General features: G+C 74.8%; 14 protein-coding genes. 8 read left to right on the top strand and 6 right to left on the bottom strand.

Annotated features, from left to right (window positions below; genetic code table 11):
• Positions 1-37 precede the first annotated feature (37 nt).
• The 3 genes from AC0OLQ_RS02065 to AC0OLQ_RS02055 all read right to left on the bottom strand — a co-directional run bounded on the left by AC0OLQ_RS02065 (position 38) and on the right by AC0OLQ_RS02055 (position 1627).
• Complete coding sequence (locus AC0OLQ_RS02065) at positions 38-802, bottom strand: hypothetical protein (protein WP_484529974.1); 765 nt, start codon at positions 800-802, stop codon at positions 38-40.
• Complete coding sequence (locus AC0OLQ_RS02060; protein WP_355664689.1) at positions 799-1317, bottom strand: SigE family RNA polymerase sigma factor; 519 nt, start codon at positions 1315-1317, stop codon at positions 799-801. The genes AC0OLQ_RS02065 and AC0OLQ_RS02060 overlap by 4 nt, the downstream gene beginning before the upstream one ends.
• Positions 1318-1378: 61 nt before the next feature.
• Positions 1379-1627: a hypothetical protein gene (locus AC0OLQ_RS02055; protein WP_484529973.1), complete on the bottom strand. Its 249-nt coding sequence runs from the start codon at positions 1625-1627 to the stop codon at positions 1379-1381.
• A gap of 155 nt (positions 1628-1782) precedes the next feature.
• Here AC0OLQ_RS02055 and AC0OLQ_RS02050 point away from each other — a divergent pair, with 155 nt between their 5' ends.
• Positions 1783-4101 carry a PKD domain-containing protein gene (locus tag AC0OLQ_RS02050; protein WP_484529972.1) on the top strand — a complete coding sequence of 773 codons (2319 nt, stop codon included), beginning with the start codon at positions 1783-1785 and terminating at the stop codon, positions 4099-4101.
• A gap of 61 nt (positions 4102-4162) precedes the next feature.
• Here the strand turns inward: AC0OLQ_RS02050 and AC0OLQ_RS02045 are convergent, their stop codons facing one another.
• Positions 4163-5455 carry an acetyl-CoA C-acetyltransferase gene (locus AC0OLQ_RS02045; RefSeq protein ID WP_484529971.1) on the bottom strand — a complete coding sequence of 431 codons (1293 nt, stop codon included), beginning with the start codon at positions 5453-5455 and terminating at the stop codon, positions 4163-4165.
• Positions 5456-5508: 53 nt separating this feature from the next.
• Between AC0OLQ_RS02045 and AC0OLQ_RS02040 the strand changes: the two genes are divergently transcribed.
• From AC0OLQ_RS02040 to AC0OLQ_RS02010, 7 genes are all read left to right on the top strand, one after another.
• Entirely contained in the window at positions 5509-6867 is a 1359-nt protein-coding gene (locus tag AC0OLQ_RS02040) for a 3-oxoacyl-ACP reductase (protein ID WP_484529970.1), read from the top strand.
• A 326-nt stretch (positions 6868-7193) separates the two neighbouring features.
• Positions 7194-8084, top strand: a complete 891-nt coding sequence (locus tag AC0OLQ_RS02035; protein ID WP_484532242.1) for a MaoC/PaaZ C-terminal domain-containing protein — start codon at positions 7194-7196, stop codon at positions 8082-8084.
• Between the two features lie 86 nt (positions 8085-8170).
• The gene (locus AC0OLQ_RS02030) at positions 8171-8923 is read left to right on the top strand and encodes an NUDIX hydrolase (RefSeq protein ID WP_484529969.1); all 753 of its coding nucleotides are present in this window, start codon (positions 8171-8173) and stop codon (positions 8921-8923) included.
• Positions 8920-9903 carry a BUD32 family EKC/KEOPS complex subunit gene (locus tag AC0OLQ_RS02025; RefSeq protein ID WP_484529968.1) on the top strand — a complete coding sequence of 328 codons (984 nt, stop codon included), beginning with the start codon at positions 8920-8922 and terminating at the stop codon, positions 9901-9903. The genes AC0OLQ_RS02030 and AC0OLQ_RS02025 overlap by 4 nt, the downstream gene beginning before the upstream one ends.
• Before the next feature lie 10 nt (positions 9904-9913).
• Complete coding sequence (locus AC0OLQ_RS02020; protein WP_484529967.1) at positions 9914-10870, top strand: hypothetical protein; 957 nt, start codon at positions 9914-9916, stop codon at positions 10868-10870.
• Complete coding sequence (locus AC0OLQ_RS02015; protein ID WP_484529966.1) at positions 10867-12117, top strand: adenylosuccinate synthetase; 1251 nt, start codon at positions 10867-10869, stop codon at positions 12115-12117. The genes AC0OLQ_RS02020 and AC0OLQ_RS02015 overlap by 4 nt, the downstream gene beginning before the upstream one ends.
• Positions 12118-12141: 24 nt before the next feature.
• The gene (locus AC0OLQ_RS02010; protein ID WP_484529965.1) at positions 12142-12759 is read left to right on the top strand and encodes a DedA family protein; all 618 of its coding nucleotides are present in this window, start codon (positions 12142-12144) and stop codon (positions 12757-12759) included.
• A gap of 9 nt (positions 12760-12768) precedes the next feature.
• Here AC0OLQ_RS02010 and AC0OLQ_RS02005 read toward each other — a convergent pair whose 3' ends face one another.
• Complete coding sequence (locus AC0OLQ_RS02005; RefSeq protein ID WP_484529964.1) at positions 12769-13416, bottom strand: response regulator; 648 nt, start codon at positions 13414-13416, stop codon at positions 12769-12771.
• Entirely contained in the window at positions 13413-14567 is a 1155-nt protein-coding gene (locus tag AC0OLQ_RS02000; RefSeq protein WP_484529963.1) for a sensor histidine kinase, read from the bottom strand. The genes AC0OLQ_RS02005 and AC0OLQ_RS02000 overlap by 4 nt, the downstream gene beginning before the upstream one ends.
• Between the last annotated feature and the right edge of the window lie 48 nt (positions 14568-14615).

Raw genomic sequence — 14615 nt, 5'->3', positions numbered from 1 at the left:
CGACCAGCACTCCGGTCACCCCGAGCCGGCCGACCCGTCAGGGCAGGGAGAGCGCCGGGTCCAGGGCGATGGCGGTCATCTCCGCAGCGGTGAGCAGGAACTCCTCCGAACGGCTCATAGCGTCCACGCGCACCCGCGTCCCGTCCGGCCGGAAGACGTCGACCGTCCGGTCGCCGGGGCGGATGACCGGCTGGCCGGGAGGCCTGAACCGGGCGTCCAGCTCCATGACCCTGATTCGCTCACCGTTCGGCCCGAGTGACGTCCCGCAGGCCCGCTCGGGTCCCCGGCAGCCCACGGGCTCCGCCGGCTGGCCGGCCTTCGGCCTGCTGATCTCGATGGAGAGGCGGGCCCGGACGTCACCCCGGACCGCCACCCCGGCGCCGATCCACCCGGACGCGGACAGGTGCGAGAACCGGTTGACCGGCCAACTCGGCTCGGCCACGGCGGGTCCCGACCACTCCGCCATGTTGTTCTCCCGCTCGCCCCCGGGCAGCCACCGCAGCCCTGGCGCGGCGCGGTCGAGCGCGGCCAGCATCGCGGTCCTGACCCGCGCCTCGGGCGTCTGCTCGGCGACGCTCGTCCCAGGGGACCCGGCGATCACCGGGCCGGTGGCGGTCGGGCCGCCGGTGACGACCAGGCCGCCGCCCACCGTGACCGCGAGCACGGCCGCGGCGGACATCGCGTACGCCCCGGTGCGGCGGCGCCGGGCCCGCCGCGTCTCTCGCCCGATGATCTGATCGAGATCGATCGCCGGGGGCGGCGGTGCGCCGATCGCTTCGTCGAGGATCTGCTGGTAGGTCATGCTCGCCTCCCGTACTCCATGGCCATCTCGTTCCCGGCGAGCAGGCGCAGGTGCTCCAGCGCCCGGGCGGCCTGGCTCTTCACCGTCCCGGTGCTGACCCCGAGGATCTCCGCGGTCTGCTCGACCGACAGGTCGCAGTAGAAGCGCAGCACCACCACCGCCCGACGCCGTGGCGCGAGCCGGCCGAGCAGGTCCCAGAGCAGCTCGCGGTCGGCCAGCGTCGGCTCCCCGCTACCGGGGTCCGGCTGGTCGGGCAGGTCGTCGCTGCTGCGTTCCCGACGCCACGGCCGCCGGCGCTCGTCCAGCCAGGCGTGGGTCAGCACCCCGCGGACGTAGGCGTCGACGTTGTCCGCCGCCCGCACCCGCCGCCAGTGCCGGTAGAGCCGGCCGGCGGTGATCGACACCAGGTCGTCCGCCGTGTGCCAGTCCCGGCAGAGCAGGTACGCCGTCCGGCGCAGCGGATCCAGCCGGGCGGCCACGAACTCGCGGAACTCGTCCTCGTCGCGCCGGTTCACGCCGCGGAACCCGTTGCTCGCTTCATGGCCAAGGGACGTAAGCCGGCCCTCCTCGGGTTGCTCAGGGGGCGGGGCGGCCGGTGAGGGCGTGGTAGAGCCCCGCGCAGGCGTCCTCCTCGGTGTCGAAGTGCTCGCGAACGTCGCGCACCCCGCGCTCGTAGAGGCCGATCTCCCAGCCACCGCCCGCCGCGTGGCGGAGGAACCAGAAGTCAGCCGGGACCGGTACGTGCTCGTGCACGTCCTCCAGCTCGAAGGCGTCCGGTGACAGTCCCGCCGCCAACAGGGCTCCGCGTACCTGGTGCCGGTCCACTCTCGACCTCCCTGATCCGGTCGCCGCCCAGGTCCTCCTCGACGAGCCTGTCCGATATGTCGCAGGGGCGGGCCGGTGACCACCAGGTTGGGGGAGGATCTGGTCCAACTCTCGCCGACACCGTCGGCTCATTCTTCCCTCACTCGAGGACACGCATGCGCAAATCCTCCCTCGCCGGCCTCACCGCTCTCGCGATGACCGGCGGCACCCTGCTGGCCACCTCGGCGCCGGCGCACGCGGCAGAGGGGGAGACCCTCTACGTCAGGCAGCTCTCCAGCGCCTGTTCGGATCAGGGCCCCGGCACGCAGGCGCAGCCGTTCTGCACGATCGGGGCGGCCGCCGCCGCGGTCACCGACGGGCAGTGGGTCGACGTCGGCGCCGGCAACTACCGCGAGCGGGTCACCATCACCAGTTCCGGCACCGAGTCCATGCCGATCGTCTTCTTCGCCAGCGCCGGCGCGGTCCTCATCGGTCCGGACGCCGGCTTCGTCATCGACGGCCAGCACGACGTCACGCTCCAGAACCTTCGCGCCAACGGGGGCGGTGACCTGCCCGCTCTCGACATCCGCAACTCCTCGGGCATCCAGGTCCAGGGCGGGGGCTACGCGATGGCGGACGGCGCGACGGCACCCGCCGTACGGCTGGCCGGCGTCACCTCGTCGGCTCTGAAGCAGTTCACCGTCACCGTGCGGGGGCGCGCCAACGGGCTCGCCATGGACGCTGCCAGCACCGACGTGTACGTCTGGGACACGGACGTGACGAGCAGCGCCAGCAGCACCGAGGACCAGAGCGTGGGCATCCAGGTCGCCGGATCCCGCAACAGCGTCCTCGGCAACCGCGTCAGCGGCTTCACCGGCACCGCCGTCGCGGTCGAACCCGGCGCGTCCGGCGCGCTGGTGGTCAACAACCAGATCGACGGAGGACCCGGTCACGGCATCCACAACCGCGGCGCGACCGGCACGGCGATCACCAACAACACCGTCCGGGATCGCTGCCTCGACGGTATCCGGGTCGACGGGGCCTCCACCGGGGTCTCCGTACAGAACAACGTCCTGACCACGAACGGTGCCGTCGGCCCGGGAAGCTGCTCCAGCGGCACCGGGGTGGAGCTGGGCGTGTACGGCGACGCGGTCCGGGACGTCGTGGTCGACTACAACAACGCCGATCACTACGAGTCGGCTTCGCCGAGGATCTACGCCTGGAACGGCACGCGGATGAGCCTGCCCGGGTTCCGCACCGCCTCGGGTCAGGCCGCCCACGACCGGGAGACGGCGAACGTCAGGGACGCCTTCGACTCGGCGAACTCGACGGCCCCCGGCTACCAGCCGCTCGACCGGATCGGCAGGGAGCGGATCGACGACCCGGCGGTACCGAACACCGGCGCCGGCCCCGTGACGTACGCCGACCGGGGCGCCGTCGAGACGATCCGCAGCCCGGTCGCCCGCACCGACGTCCGCCTGGACCTCACCGCGAGCTCCGTGACGGTGGACGCGTCCGCGTCCGAGCCCGGCACCTACCCCCCGATCACGTCGTACCAGTTCAGCTTCGGCGACGGCGCGACCGTCACCCAGACCTCGCCGGTCGTCTCGCACCGCTACGCCAATCCGGGCGAGTACACGATCTCCACCAAGGTCATCGGCAGCGACGGCAGGTCGGGAACCCGGACGGATTTCGTCAGCGTCCTCCGCCGGACCGCCACGGTCGGCCTGCTCGCGGTCAGCAACCTCCGGTACGTCGCACCGTCCTCCGCCGGGCCGAGCCTCCAGGCGAACCAGTTGGGCCTGACCGCGGCCGGGCAGTTCGACCTGGCGGACGCCGGCTCCGGCGCCGTCGCCATCGTGTCCCGGGCCACTGGGCGGTACGTCGCCGCTGCAACCATCGGTGCGGGCGTGACCACGGCGAGCCTCAAGGTCGGCGATCCGGAGAAGTTCACCGTGGTCCGGAACACCGACGGCAGCGTCAGCATCAAGTCGCTGGGGACCTACCGCTACCTGGGCGCCGCTTCCACCTACTCGTTCCATCTGATGCCGCAGGCGACCACGATCGGCACCGCGGAGAAGTTCTACCGGGTGATCGCCACGGATGCCGGCCGGTCGCTCAAGGCCGGCGCGAACAGCCGCTTCGTCACCGCGGACAGCGCCGGCGCCACGCCGCTGATCGCGAACAGCACCAGCGTCGGGACGGGGCAGCGGTTCGACCTCGTCGACCTCGGCAACGGTCAGATCGGCATCTTCGCCCGGGCGAACAACCTCTTCGTCTGCGCGGACGGCACCGGCACCAAGCCGCTGATCGCCAACCGCACCTCGGTCGGCGCCTGGGAGAAGTTCACCCTGATCCGCAACACCGACGGCACGGTCAGCCTCAAGGCAGCGGTCAACAGCCGCTACGTCACTGCTGAGAGCGGCGGCGCGAAGCCGCTCATCGCCAACCGCACCGCGATCGGCCCGTGGGAGAAGTTCACCCTCGGCAGTTGACCCACCGCACGACCAGCGACGCCCGCCCGGCACGAACCGGGCGGACGTCGGTTGTTCGGGGTCAGCGCTCCAGGATCGCCGTCACGCCCTGCCCGCCCGCCGCGCAGATGGAGATGAGCCCTCGCCCGCTCCCCTTCTGGTCGAGGAGCTTGGCCAGGGTCGCCACGATCCGGCCGCCGGTGGCCGCGAACGGGTGCCCGGCGGCCAGCGAGGAGCCGTTGACGTTGAGCCGCTCGCGGTCGATCGAACCGAGCGGCGCGTCCAGGCCGAGCCGCTCCTTGCAGAACTCCGGCGACTCCCAGGCGGCCAGGGTGGCCAGCACCTGCGAGGCGAACGCCTCGTGGATCTCGTAGTAGTCGAAGTCCTGGAGGGTCAGCCCGGCGCGGGCCAGCATCCCGGGCACCGCGTACGCGGGGGCCATCAGCAGTCCCTCGTCGCCGTGCACGAAGTCGACCGCCGCCGTCTCGGACCAGGAGAACCAGGCCAGCACCGGCAGGTGGTGCTCGCGCGCCCACTCCTCCGACGCCAGCAGCACGGTCGACGCGCCGTCGGTGAGCGGCGAGGAGTTGCCGGCGGTCATGGTGGCCTGCGCGGCGTCCGGGCCCTTGGCGCCGAAGACCGGCTTGAGCGAGCCGAGCTTCTCCAGAGTGGTGTCCGGGCGGAGGTTCTGGTCGCGGGTGAGTCCCAGGTAGGGGGTCATCAGGTCGTCGAAGAACCCCTTCTCGTACGCGGCGGCGAGTCGCTGGTGCGAGCGGAGCGCCAACTCGTCCTGGGCCTGCCGGTCGACGTTCCAGCGCAGCGCGGTCTTCGCGGCGTGCTCGCCCATCGACAGCCCGGTCCGGGGTTCGGCGTTGCGCGGGATCTCCGGCTTGAACGGCTGGAGCGGGCGGAGCTTGGCGGCGAGCTTCAGCCGCTCGCCGAGGGTCCGGGCGGAGTTGAGCTGGATCAGGGTGCGGCGCAGGTCCTCGTTGACCGCCAACGGCGCGTCGGAGGTGGTGTCGACGCCGCCGGCGATGCCGACCTCGATCTGCCCGAGGGCGATCTTGTTGGCGACCAGGATGGCGGCCTCCAGCCCGGTGCCGCAGGCCTGCTGGATGTCGTACGCCGGGGTGTGCGGATCGAGCCGGGAGCCGAGCACCACCTCGCGGGTGAGGTTGAAGTCCCGGGAGTGCTTCAGCACGGCGCCGGCCACCACCTCGCCGACCCGCTGCCCGGCCAGCCCGAACCGGGCGACCAGCCCGTCCAGCGCCGCACCGAGCATGTCCGCGTTGGACGCGTGCGCGTAGCGGGAGTTGGACCGGGCGAAGGGGATGCGGTTGCCGCCGATCACCGCGACCCGCCGGACACTCTGCACGATCGGCCTCCTCAAGCTGTTGCCCGAACCCTACTGGCCAGTAGGCTACGCCTATGACCGACAGGTACGCGAGCTTCGTCCAGACGGGGGCCGGCCGGGCGCTGGTCAAGCGCCTCGGGCTGCCCGACCCGCCTCGCCTCCGCCGGCACACGCCGGGCGACCCGCTCGTTCCCGGGCCGGTCCTGCTCGGCTCGTCGACCGGCGGCCGGCTCGCCGAGCCGGTGGGCAAGGTGCTGACCGCCGCCGGGGTCGAGCTGGCCGACCCGGCCGCCACCACCGACGCCACCACCCGCTTCGCCGCCCTGGTGTACGACGCCAGCGGCATCACCGACTCCACCGGGCTGCGCCAGCTCTACGACTTCTTCCACCCGCAGGCCCGGGCGGTGCTGCCCAGCGGCCGGGTGATCGTGCTGGCCACCCCGCCGGCCGAGTGCGGCTCGCCCCGGGAGGCGACCGCCCAGCGCGCGCTGGAGGGGCTGACCCGCAGCATCGGCAAGGAGTTCGGCCGGGGCGTGACGGCCCAGCTCGTGTACGTCACGAGGGACGGCGACGCCGGCACCCCGGTCAGCCTCGAGTCCACCCTGCGCTTCCTGCTCAGCGGCCGGTCCGCCTACGTCTCCGGCCAGGTGATCCGGGTCGGCGGCGGGACCGCCGCCGCGCCGGCCGACTGGGACCGGCCGTTGGACGGTCAGGTCGTCCTGGTCACCGGGGCCGCCCGGGGCATCGGCGCGGCCCTGGCCCGGGTGCTCGCCCGGGACGGCGCCACGATCGTCGCGCTGGACATCCCGGCCGCCGGGGACGAACTGGCCACCGTCGCCAACGAGGTCGGCGGCAGCGCCCTGCAGCTCGACCTGACCGCGCCGGACGCCCCGACCCGGCTGGCCGAGCACCTGGCGAGCCGGCACGGCCGGGTCGACGTGGTGGTGCACAACGCGGGCATCACCCGGGACAAGACGCTCGGCCGGATGGACGCCGACCGCTGGGACTCGGTGATCGACGTGAACCTCTCCAGTCAGGAGCGGATCAACGACGTGCTGCTGGAGCGCGACCTCATCCCGGCCGGCGGCCGGATCGTCTCGGTCTCCTCGATCGCCGGCATCGCCGGCAACCGGGGCCAGACCAACTACGCGACCAGCAAGGCGGGGGTGATCGGCCTGGTCGACTCCCTCGCCCCGGTGCTGCGCGAGCGGGGCATCAGCCTCAACGCGGTCGCGCCCGGGTTCATCGAGACCCGGCTGACCGCCCGGATCCCGCTGATGATCCGCGAGGCGGGCCGGCGGATGAACAGCCTCGCCCAGGGCGGCCTGCCGGTGGACGTGGCCGAGACGATCGGCTGGCTGTCCTGGCCGGCGAGCGGCGCGGTCAGCGGCAACGTGGTCCGGGTCTGCGGCCAGAGCCTGCTGGGGGCGTGATGGCGCGGCGGAAGCAGCGGCCGGAGGAGCCGGCCGAGGAGCTGTCGGTGCACGAGCTGATCGACGGTCCGACCCAGGACCTCACCTCGGCCCGCGCGGCGCTCGCCGCGCGCGGCGCCCCGGAGCCGTCGGTCGAGGCGACCCAGGACCTGTCCGCGCTGGCGGACGACCACACCCAGGACCTGTCCGCGTTGGCCGGCGACCGCACCCAGGATCTGTCCGCGCTGGCGGACGACCGCACCCAGGACCTGTCCGCGTTGGCCGACGACCGGACCCGCGACCTGTCCCGCGCGGCTGCGGCGGCCACGTCGGGCGGCGCGGCCACCCTGACCGCTCCGGAGCCGACCGAACCGGCCGGGCGTGTCCGCCTCGACCTGCCGCGGCTGCCGGCGCCGGGGGCGCTCTACCGGCGGGCCCTGCTGGGGGCGCTGCCCGGCATGGGCGGCCGGCGCCAGCAGGACGTGCCCGCGGTGGAGCTGGGCGTCACCGGGGTGACGGTCGACCCGGCCCACCTGGCCGACTACGACCGGGTCTGCGGGTTCCGGCTGGCCGACCGGCTGCCGGCGACGTACCTGCACGTGCTGGGCTTTCCGCTGTCGCTGCGGCTGATGACCGCGCCGGAGTTCCCCATCCCGCTGACCGGCGTGGTGCACGTGGCGAACCGGATCACCGTGCACCGGCCGGTGGAGGCCGGCGAGACGGTGGACTTCCACACGTACGCCGAGAACCTGCGCCCGCATGAGCGGGGCCGGCAGGTCGACGTGGTGCTGATCGGCTCGGTCGGCGGCGCGGAGGTGTGGCGGGGCGTCTCGACGTACCTCGGGCGGGAGCGCACGGCGGGCGGCGGCCCGCGGCGCGACCCGGGTGACCGCCCGACCCCGCCGGCCGCTTCGGCGCACTGGCGGGTGACCCCACGGGTGGGGACCGACTACGCCCGGGTCTCCGGCGACCACAACCCGATCCACACCTCGAGGCTGGGCGCGCGGCTGTTCGGCTTCCGGCGCCCGATCGCCCACGGCATGTGGAGCAAGGCCCGCTGCCTGGCCGCGCTGGAGAGCCGGCTGCCGGAGTCGTACACGGTGGAGGTGGCGTTCAAACTGCCGGTACCGCTGCCGTCCACGGTGGCCTTCAGCGCCACCGCCTCCGACGCGACCTGGGATTTCGCGCTGCACGACGCGCGGCAGGGCCGGCCGCACCTGGTGGGCACCGTCCGCTGAGGAAAGAGGGGGCTTGGCGTCCCCTCTTTCATGGGCTAAGTTGTTCTCAGGTTGAGTTGTTCTCAGAACGAGAGAGACGGAACGCCGTGAACGAGCAGGACTTCCTCGCCGCGTACGACCCCCGGGACTACCCGGCGGTCGCCGTCACCGTCGACGTGGTCGCGCTGACCATCCGCGACGGCGCGCTGCACCTGCTGCTGATCCGCCGGGCCGCCCCGCCCCACGCGGGGCACTGGGCGCTCCCCGGCGGTTTCGTCCGTCCCGACGAGGACCTGGCCGCCGGCGCCCGGCGCGAGCTGGCCGAGGAGACCGGCCTCGGCGGCGAGCGGCTGCGCCGGGTCCACCTGGAGCAGCTCGCCACCTACGGCGGGCCCGACCGCGACCCCCGGATGCGGGTCGTCTCGGTCGCCCACCTGGCCTTCGCCCCCGACCTGCCCGACCCGGTGGCCGACACCGACGCCGAAGACGCGATCTGGCTGCCGGTGACCGCCCTGACCAGCCGGCAGCTCGCCTTCGACCACGGCCGGATCATCGACGACGGGCTGGAGCGGGCCCGCTCCAAGCTGGAATACACCCCGCTGGCCACCCGCTTCCTGGAACCCGAGTTCACCATCACCGAGCTGCGGGCCGTCTACGAGACGGTCTGGGGGCACCCGCTGCACGCCGGCAACTTCCACCGCAAGGTGCTCTCCGTGCCCGGCTTCGTGGAGAGCACCGGCGCCAGCACCGAACGCGGCGGCGCGCGCGGCGGGCCCCGGGCCAAGCTCTACCGTGCCGGCGACGCCCGGCTGCTCCACCCGGCGCTGCTGCGCCCCGCCCGGGAGGAGACGGTGCGGTGAGGACCGAGGAGGCCATCCGGCTGGTCACCGCCGCGCGCGGCGACGCCGACCTGTTCGGCACCGATGCGCCGGCCCGCCGCTACCGCGAGCTGGTCACGGCCCTGCACCCCGACCGGCTCGGCGCGGTCGACCCGGGGGTACGCGCCGCCGCGAGCGACGCGCTCAGCGAGGTCACCGCCCGCTGGCGGGCCGGCCGTGGTGGCCGCCTCGGCAACCTGCGGGGCTACCCGCTCGGCCGACTCGCCTACCGCGGGGACGTGGCCGACCTCCACGACGCCGGGGCGGACCGGTTGCTCAAGCTCCCCCGCGACCCGGCCGACAACGACCTGATGGCCCGCGAGGCACGCGCCCTGCGGCTGATCGCCGAGCGGGGCGACCCGCGCCACCTGCCCTACGTGCCCCGGCTCGTCGATCACCTGCCCGCCCGGGACCCGGCGACGGGCGCCAAACGGCTGGTCAACGTGGTGGCCACGGCACCGGGGCTGCACAGCCTGGACGAGGTGCGCCGGGCGTACCCGGACGGGTTGGACCCGCGCGACGCGGCCTGGATGTGGCGGCGGCTGCTGGTCGCCCTCGGCCTGGCCCACCGGGCTGGGGTGGTGCACGGCGCGGTGCTTCCCCGGCACGTGCTGATCGAGCCGGACGGGCACGGCGTGGTCCTGGTCGACTGGTGCTTCGCGGTGGTCGGCGAGGGCGCCGTCCCGGCGCTGGTGCCCGGCCACGAGGCCTGGTACCCGGCCGAGGTGACCGCCCGGCGGCCCGCCGGCCCGGGCACCGACCTGGCCATGGCCGCGGGCTGCATGACCTGGCTGATGGCCGACCGGGCCCCGCGCGAGCTGCGCGCCTTCGCGGCCGGCTGCCGGCGCCCGAAGCTGGCCGCGCGTCCCGACGACGCCTGGCGGCTGCTCGGCGAACTGGACGAGGTGCTGGACCGCCTCTTCGGCCCCCGCACCTTCCGACCCTTCACCCTCAATCCCTAGGGAGGCTGCCATGGGCAGCGGAATCTGGTCCACCGACGTGTACGACGCCGCCGACCGCTACCGGCGGGCCACCGGCGCGAGCGCATTCTCCTACAGCGACAGCGGGGCGCGGACTGTGCACCCCGCGCTCGATCCCCGCGGCGCGGCCCGGGAGAGCCGTGACTCCGACGAGCACCCGCAATCGACGCCCATCGCGGTGCTCTTCGACGTGACCGGCTCGATGGGGCACGTCCCCCGGGTGCTCCAGAGCAAGCTGCCGCAGCTGCTCGGCCTGCTGCTCCGCCAGGGTTACGCCCGCGACCCGCAGGTCATGTTCGGCGCGATCGGCGACGCCACCTGCGACCGGGTGCCGTTGCAGATCGGCCAGTTCGAGTCCGACAACCGGATGGACGACGACCTCGGGCGGATCGTGCTGGAGGGCGGCGGCGGTGGCCAGATGACCGAGTCCTACGAGCTGGCCATGTACTTCATGGCCCGGCACACGGTCACCGACAGCTGGTCGAAGCGGGGCCGGCGCGGCTACCTGTTCCTGATCGGCGACGAGCTGGCGTACCCCCGGGTGGACCGGCGGCAGGTGGCCCGGCTGATCGGCGACGACCTGCGCGAGGACGTGCCGCTGCGGCAGATCGTCGACGAGGTGACCCGCCGCTGGGACACCTACTACCTGCTCCCGGCCGGCAGCGCGTACGCGGGCAACCGCACGGTGCTCGACTTCTGGCGCGACCTGCTCGGGCAGCACGCGGTCGAGCTGGACGACCTGGACGCGGTTTGCGAGACCATCGCGCTCACCGTCGGCCTCGGCGAGCAGGCCATCGACCTGGACGCCGGGCTGCGCGACCTGGACCGGGCCGGCTCCACGGCCGGCCGGACCGTCTCCAGGGCGCTCGCCCCGCTGGGCGGCGGCCGGCGCGCGGTGGCCACGCTGCCGTTCGCCCCGACCGACGGCAGCGGGGTCACCCGGCTGTGAGGCACGTGATGGTGGTCGACCTCGGCTACGGCGACGCCGGCAAGGGCACCGTCGTCGACTGGCTCTGCGCGAGCCGGCCGGTGCACACGGTGGTCCGGTTCAACGGGGGCGCGCAGGCGGCGCACAACGTCGTGCTGCGCGACGGACGACACCACACGTTCGCGCAGTTCGGCGCCGGTACGTTCCGCCCCGGGGTCCGGACGCACCTGTCGCGGCACGTGGTGGTGGACCCGCTGGCGCTGGCCGCCGAGGCCGACCACCTCACGGCGGTCGGGGTGCCCGATGCGCTCGACCGGCTGACCGTGGACGGGGAGGCGCTGCTGGCCACCCCGTACCACCGGGCCGCCAACCGGGCGCGGGAGATCGCCCGGGGAGCCGACCGGCACGGCTCCTGCGGGCTGGGGGTGGGCGAGGCCGTCGCGTACGGCCTCGCCCACCCCGACGAGGCGCCCCGAGTGGCGGACTGCCACCACCCGGCGGTGCTGCGCCGCCGCCTCACCGCGCTGCGGGACCGGCTCACCGCCGAACTGGGCCCGCTGGACGCCCCGCCGGTCGAGGACTGCCTGCCCGCGTACGCCGGCTTCGCCGACCGGGTGGCGATCGTCGACCGGGCCTGGCTGTCCGGGGCGCTGCGGGCCGGGACCTGCGTCTTCGAGGGTGCGCAGGGGGTGCTGCTGGACGAGTGGCACGGCTTCCACCCGTACACCACGTGGAGCACAACCACCTTCGCCAACGCCGAGACGCTGCTCGCCGAGGCCGGGCTGGCCGGCACCGCGCAGCGGCTCGGCGTGCTGCGGGTGACCACCACCCGGCACGGCCCCGGGCCGCTGGTCACCGAGGACCCGGCGCTGCCGTTCGACGATCCGCGCAACCCGACCAACCCCTGGCAGGGCCGGTTCCGGTTCGGTCACTTCGACGCGGTCGCCCACCGCTACGCGCTGGCCGTGGCGGGCGGGGTGGACGGGCTGGCCCTCACCCACCTCGACCTGGCCGGGCCGGGCCTGCGGATCTGCCGCCGCTACGACACCGTCGACCGGCTCACCCCCGGCCCGGCCGGCGACCTGGACCGCCAGGCCGCGCTCACCGCGCGGCTGCTCCGGGCCCGCCCGGTCCTCGACGAGGCGCCCGCCGACTGGCCGGCCGCGGTGGCGGCCGAGCTGGGCGCGCCGGTGCTGCTCACCTCGCACGGCCCGACCGCCGAGGACAAGGTCCCCGTCCTCGCGGGCGCCGTTTCCGCTTCCCGCTGACACCGCAGCACCGAGCATGGGGGCATGGGGGACCTGCTCGACCTGCTGCGCCAGACGGCGACCTCGCCGTGGGTGTACCTGGTGATCATCGCGGTCACCGCGGTCGACGCGTTCTTCCCGGCGGTGCCGGGCGAGACCGTGGCGATCACCGCCGGGGTCTTCGCGGCCGGCGGGGAGCCGCACCTGGTCGGGGTGATCGTGGCCGCCGCGTTCGGCGCGCTCCTCGGCGACCACGTCTCGTACGCCATCGGGCGCGGCGGCGGCGCGCAGCGGCTGGCCCGGCTGCCCGCCGGCAGCCGGCGCCGGGCGGGTTCCGAGTGGGCCCACCGCGCACTCGACCGGCGGGGCGGGATCATCCTGACCACCGCCCGGTACGTCCCCGGCGGCCGGACCGCCGTCACCCTGACCATGGGCGCGGTCCGCTACCCGGCCCGCTCCTTCCTCATGTACGACGCGCTGGCCTGTGGCAGCTGGGGAATCTACTGCGGGCTGCTCGGCTACTTCGGCGGGCTGGCCTTCGCGCACAACCCGATCCAGGGCCTGCTCGCCGGCGTGGGCATCTCGGTGGCGGTCACCGGCCTGTTCGAGGCCGCGCGCTGGGCCCGCCGCCGCGCCCGCGCCCGGGCCACCGCGCGCCGCTGACCCGGGTTCTCACTCCTCCAGCAGGTCGGCGTCGTGGACCAGGATGGCGAGCTGGACCCGGTTGGCCACGCCGAGCTTGGCCAGCGCCCGGCTGACGTACGTCTTCACGGTCGCCTCGCTCGCGCCGAGCCGGCGGGCCACCTCGGCGTTCGCGTCGCCCCGGGCCACCTCCCGGACGATCGCCGCCTCCCGGTCGGTGAGCCGGGCCAGCCGCTGCCGGGCGGCTTCCCGCCGGGCCGGGCCGCGGTCGGCGAACGAGCTGATCAGCCGCCGGGTCACCGTCGGGGCGAGCATGGCGTTGCCGGCCGCGACGGTCCGCACGGCGGCCGCGAGTTCCCGGGGCGGGGTGTCCTTGAGCAGGAAGCCGACCGCGCCGGCGCGCAGCGCGGCGTGCACGTACTCGTCCCGGTCGAACGTGGTGAGCATGACGACCTTCGGCCCCTCGGCGACGATCCGGGGCGCGGCGGTCAGCCCGTCGGCGCCGGGCATGCGGACGTCCAGCAGCACCACGTCAGGCCGCAGCCGGACGGCGGCGGCCAGCGCCTCGGCCCCGTCGGCCGCCTCGCCGACCACCACGATGTCCGGCGCGGCCTCCAGGATCAGCCGCAGGCCGGCGCGGACCAGTTGCTCGTCGTCGGCGATCAGGGTACGGATCATGGCCGGTCCGCCACCGGTACCAGCGCCCGCAGCAGGAACCCGCCGTCGGAGGTCGGGCCGGCCGACAGCCGCCCGCCGACCAGCTCGACCCGCTCGCGCAGCCCGACCAGGCCGAGCCCGGCACCGGGCAGGGCGGGGCCGGGCCGGGTGGGCGGGCCGTTGCGGACGGCGACCTCGATCCCGTCGGGCAGGTGCCGCAGGCGGACGGTGACCTCCGCGTCCGAGGCGTGCTTGCGCACGTTGGTCAGCCCTTCCTGGACCACGCGGTGCACGGTGCGGGCCACCGCGCCGGGCACTGGCCGGGGCGGCCCCTCGTCCTGCCGGTTCACCCGCAGGCCGGCCGCCCGGGACTCCCGGACCAGTTCGTCGACCGCGTCCAGCCCCGTGGGCGGAAGCGGGCTGCCGTCGCCGGCCCGCTGGCGCAGCACGCCGAGCACCTCACGCAGGTCGGTCAGGGCCGCCCGGCCGGTGGAGCGGATCAGGGTTGCCGCCTCGACGGTGGCCGGGTCGGCGGCGGTCACCTCCAGCGCCCCGGCGTGCACCACCATGAGCGAGACCCGGTGCGCCACCACGTCGTGCATCTCCCGGGCGATCCGGGCCCGCTCCTCGGCGCGTACCCGGTCGGCGCGCGCCTCCTGCTCGCGTTCCAGGCGTTCGGCGCGGTCCCGCAGGGCGGCCAGCGTGTCCCGCCGGGCGCCGATCCACAGGCCGGCGACCAGCGGGAAGACCACCACCCAGGCGAAGAGCACCGCGGCGTTGGCGCCGGTGGCGGTGGTCAGCCGGCGCTCACCGCCGACCGCGACGCCGACGGCCACCCCGAGCAGGGCGACGACTCCCGCACCGAGCAGGTACGCGGCGAGGCGCCGGCCGCGCAGCGCGACCCCCGCCCGCCAGGAGGCCAGGACGGCGGCCGGGGAGGCGGCCAGGACGAGCCAGCCGACCGCCGCCGCGGCGACCAGCGGCCAGCGGCGGGCCGCGAGGGCGGCGGCGCCCGAGACCAGCGCCACGACCAGAACCAGCAGGCGGGGCAGCGGCGAGCGGACGCCCAGGGCGCCGGTGGCCGACGCCCAGGTGCTGGCGGCCACCAGCGCGGCGAGCAGGAGCGGCGTGTGCCGCTCGGCCCGCCGCAGCAGGGCGGCGCGGGTGGTCACCCGGCGAGCCTAGGCCGCGCGGGCGCGCGCCGGGACGTACCTCCGGGA

The organism is Micromonospora sp. Utrum1 (assembly GCF_057197805.1).
The sequence above is the reverse complement of the archived record's forward strand: the minus strand, read 5'-3'. Positions and strand labels throughout refer to the sequence as shown.

Bases quoted from the DNA above. Each gene is read 5' to 3' on its own strand.
- AC0OLQ_RS02050 (WP_484529972.1), top strand. From the start codon at position 1,783: ATGCGCAAATCCTCCCTCGCCGGCCTCACCGCTCTCGCGATGACCGGC.
- AC0OLQ_RS02020 (WP_484529967.1), top strand. From the start codon at position 9,914: ATGGGCAGCGGAATCTGGTCCACCGACGTGTACGACGCCGCCGACCGC.
- AC0OLQ_RS02040 (WP_484529970.1), top strand. From the start codon at position 5,509: ATGACCGACAGGTACGCGAGCTTCGTCCAGACGGGGGCCGGCCGGGCG.
- AC0OLQ_RS02010 (WP_484529965.1), top strand. From the start codon at position 12,142: ATGGGGGACCTGCTCGACCTGCTGCGCCAGACGGCGACCTCGCCGTGG.
- AC0OLQ_RS02005 (WP_484529964.1), bottom strand. From the start codon at position 13,416: ATGATCCGTACCCTGATCGCCGACGACGAGCAACTGGTCCGCGCCGGC.
- AC0OLQ_RS02065 (WP_484529974.1), bottom strand. From the start codon at position 802: ATGACCTACCAGCAGATCCTCGACGAAGCGATCGGCGCACCGCCGCCC.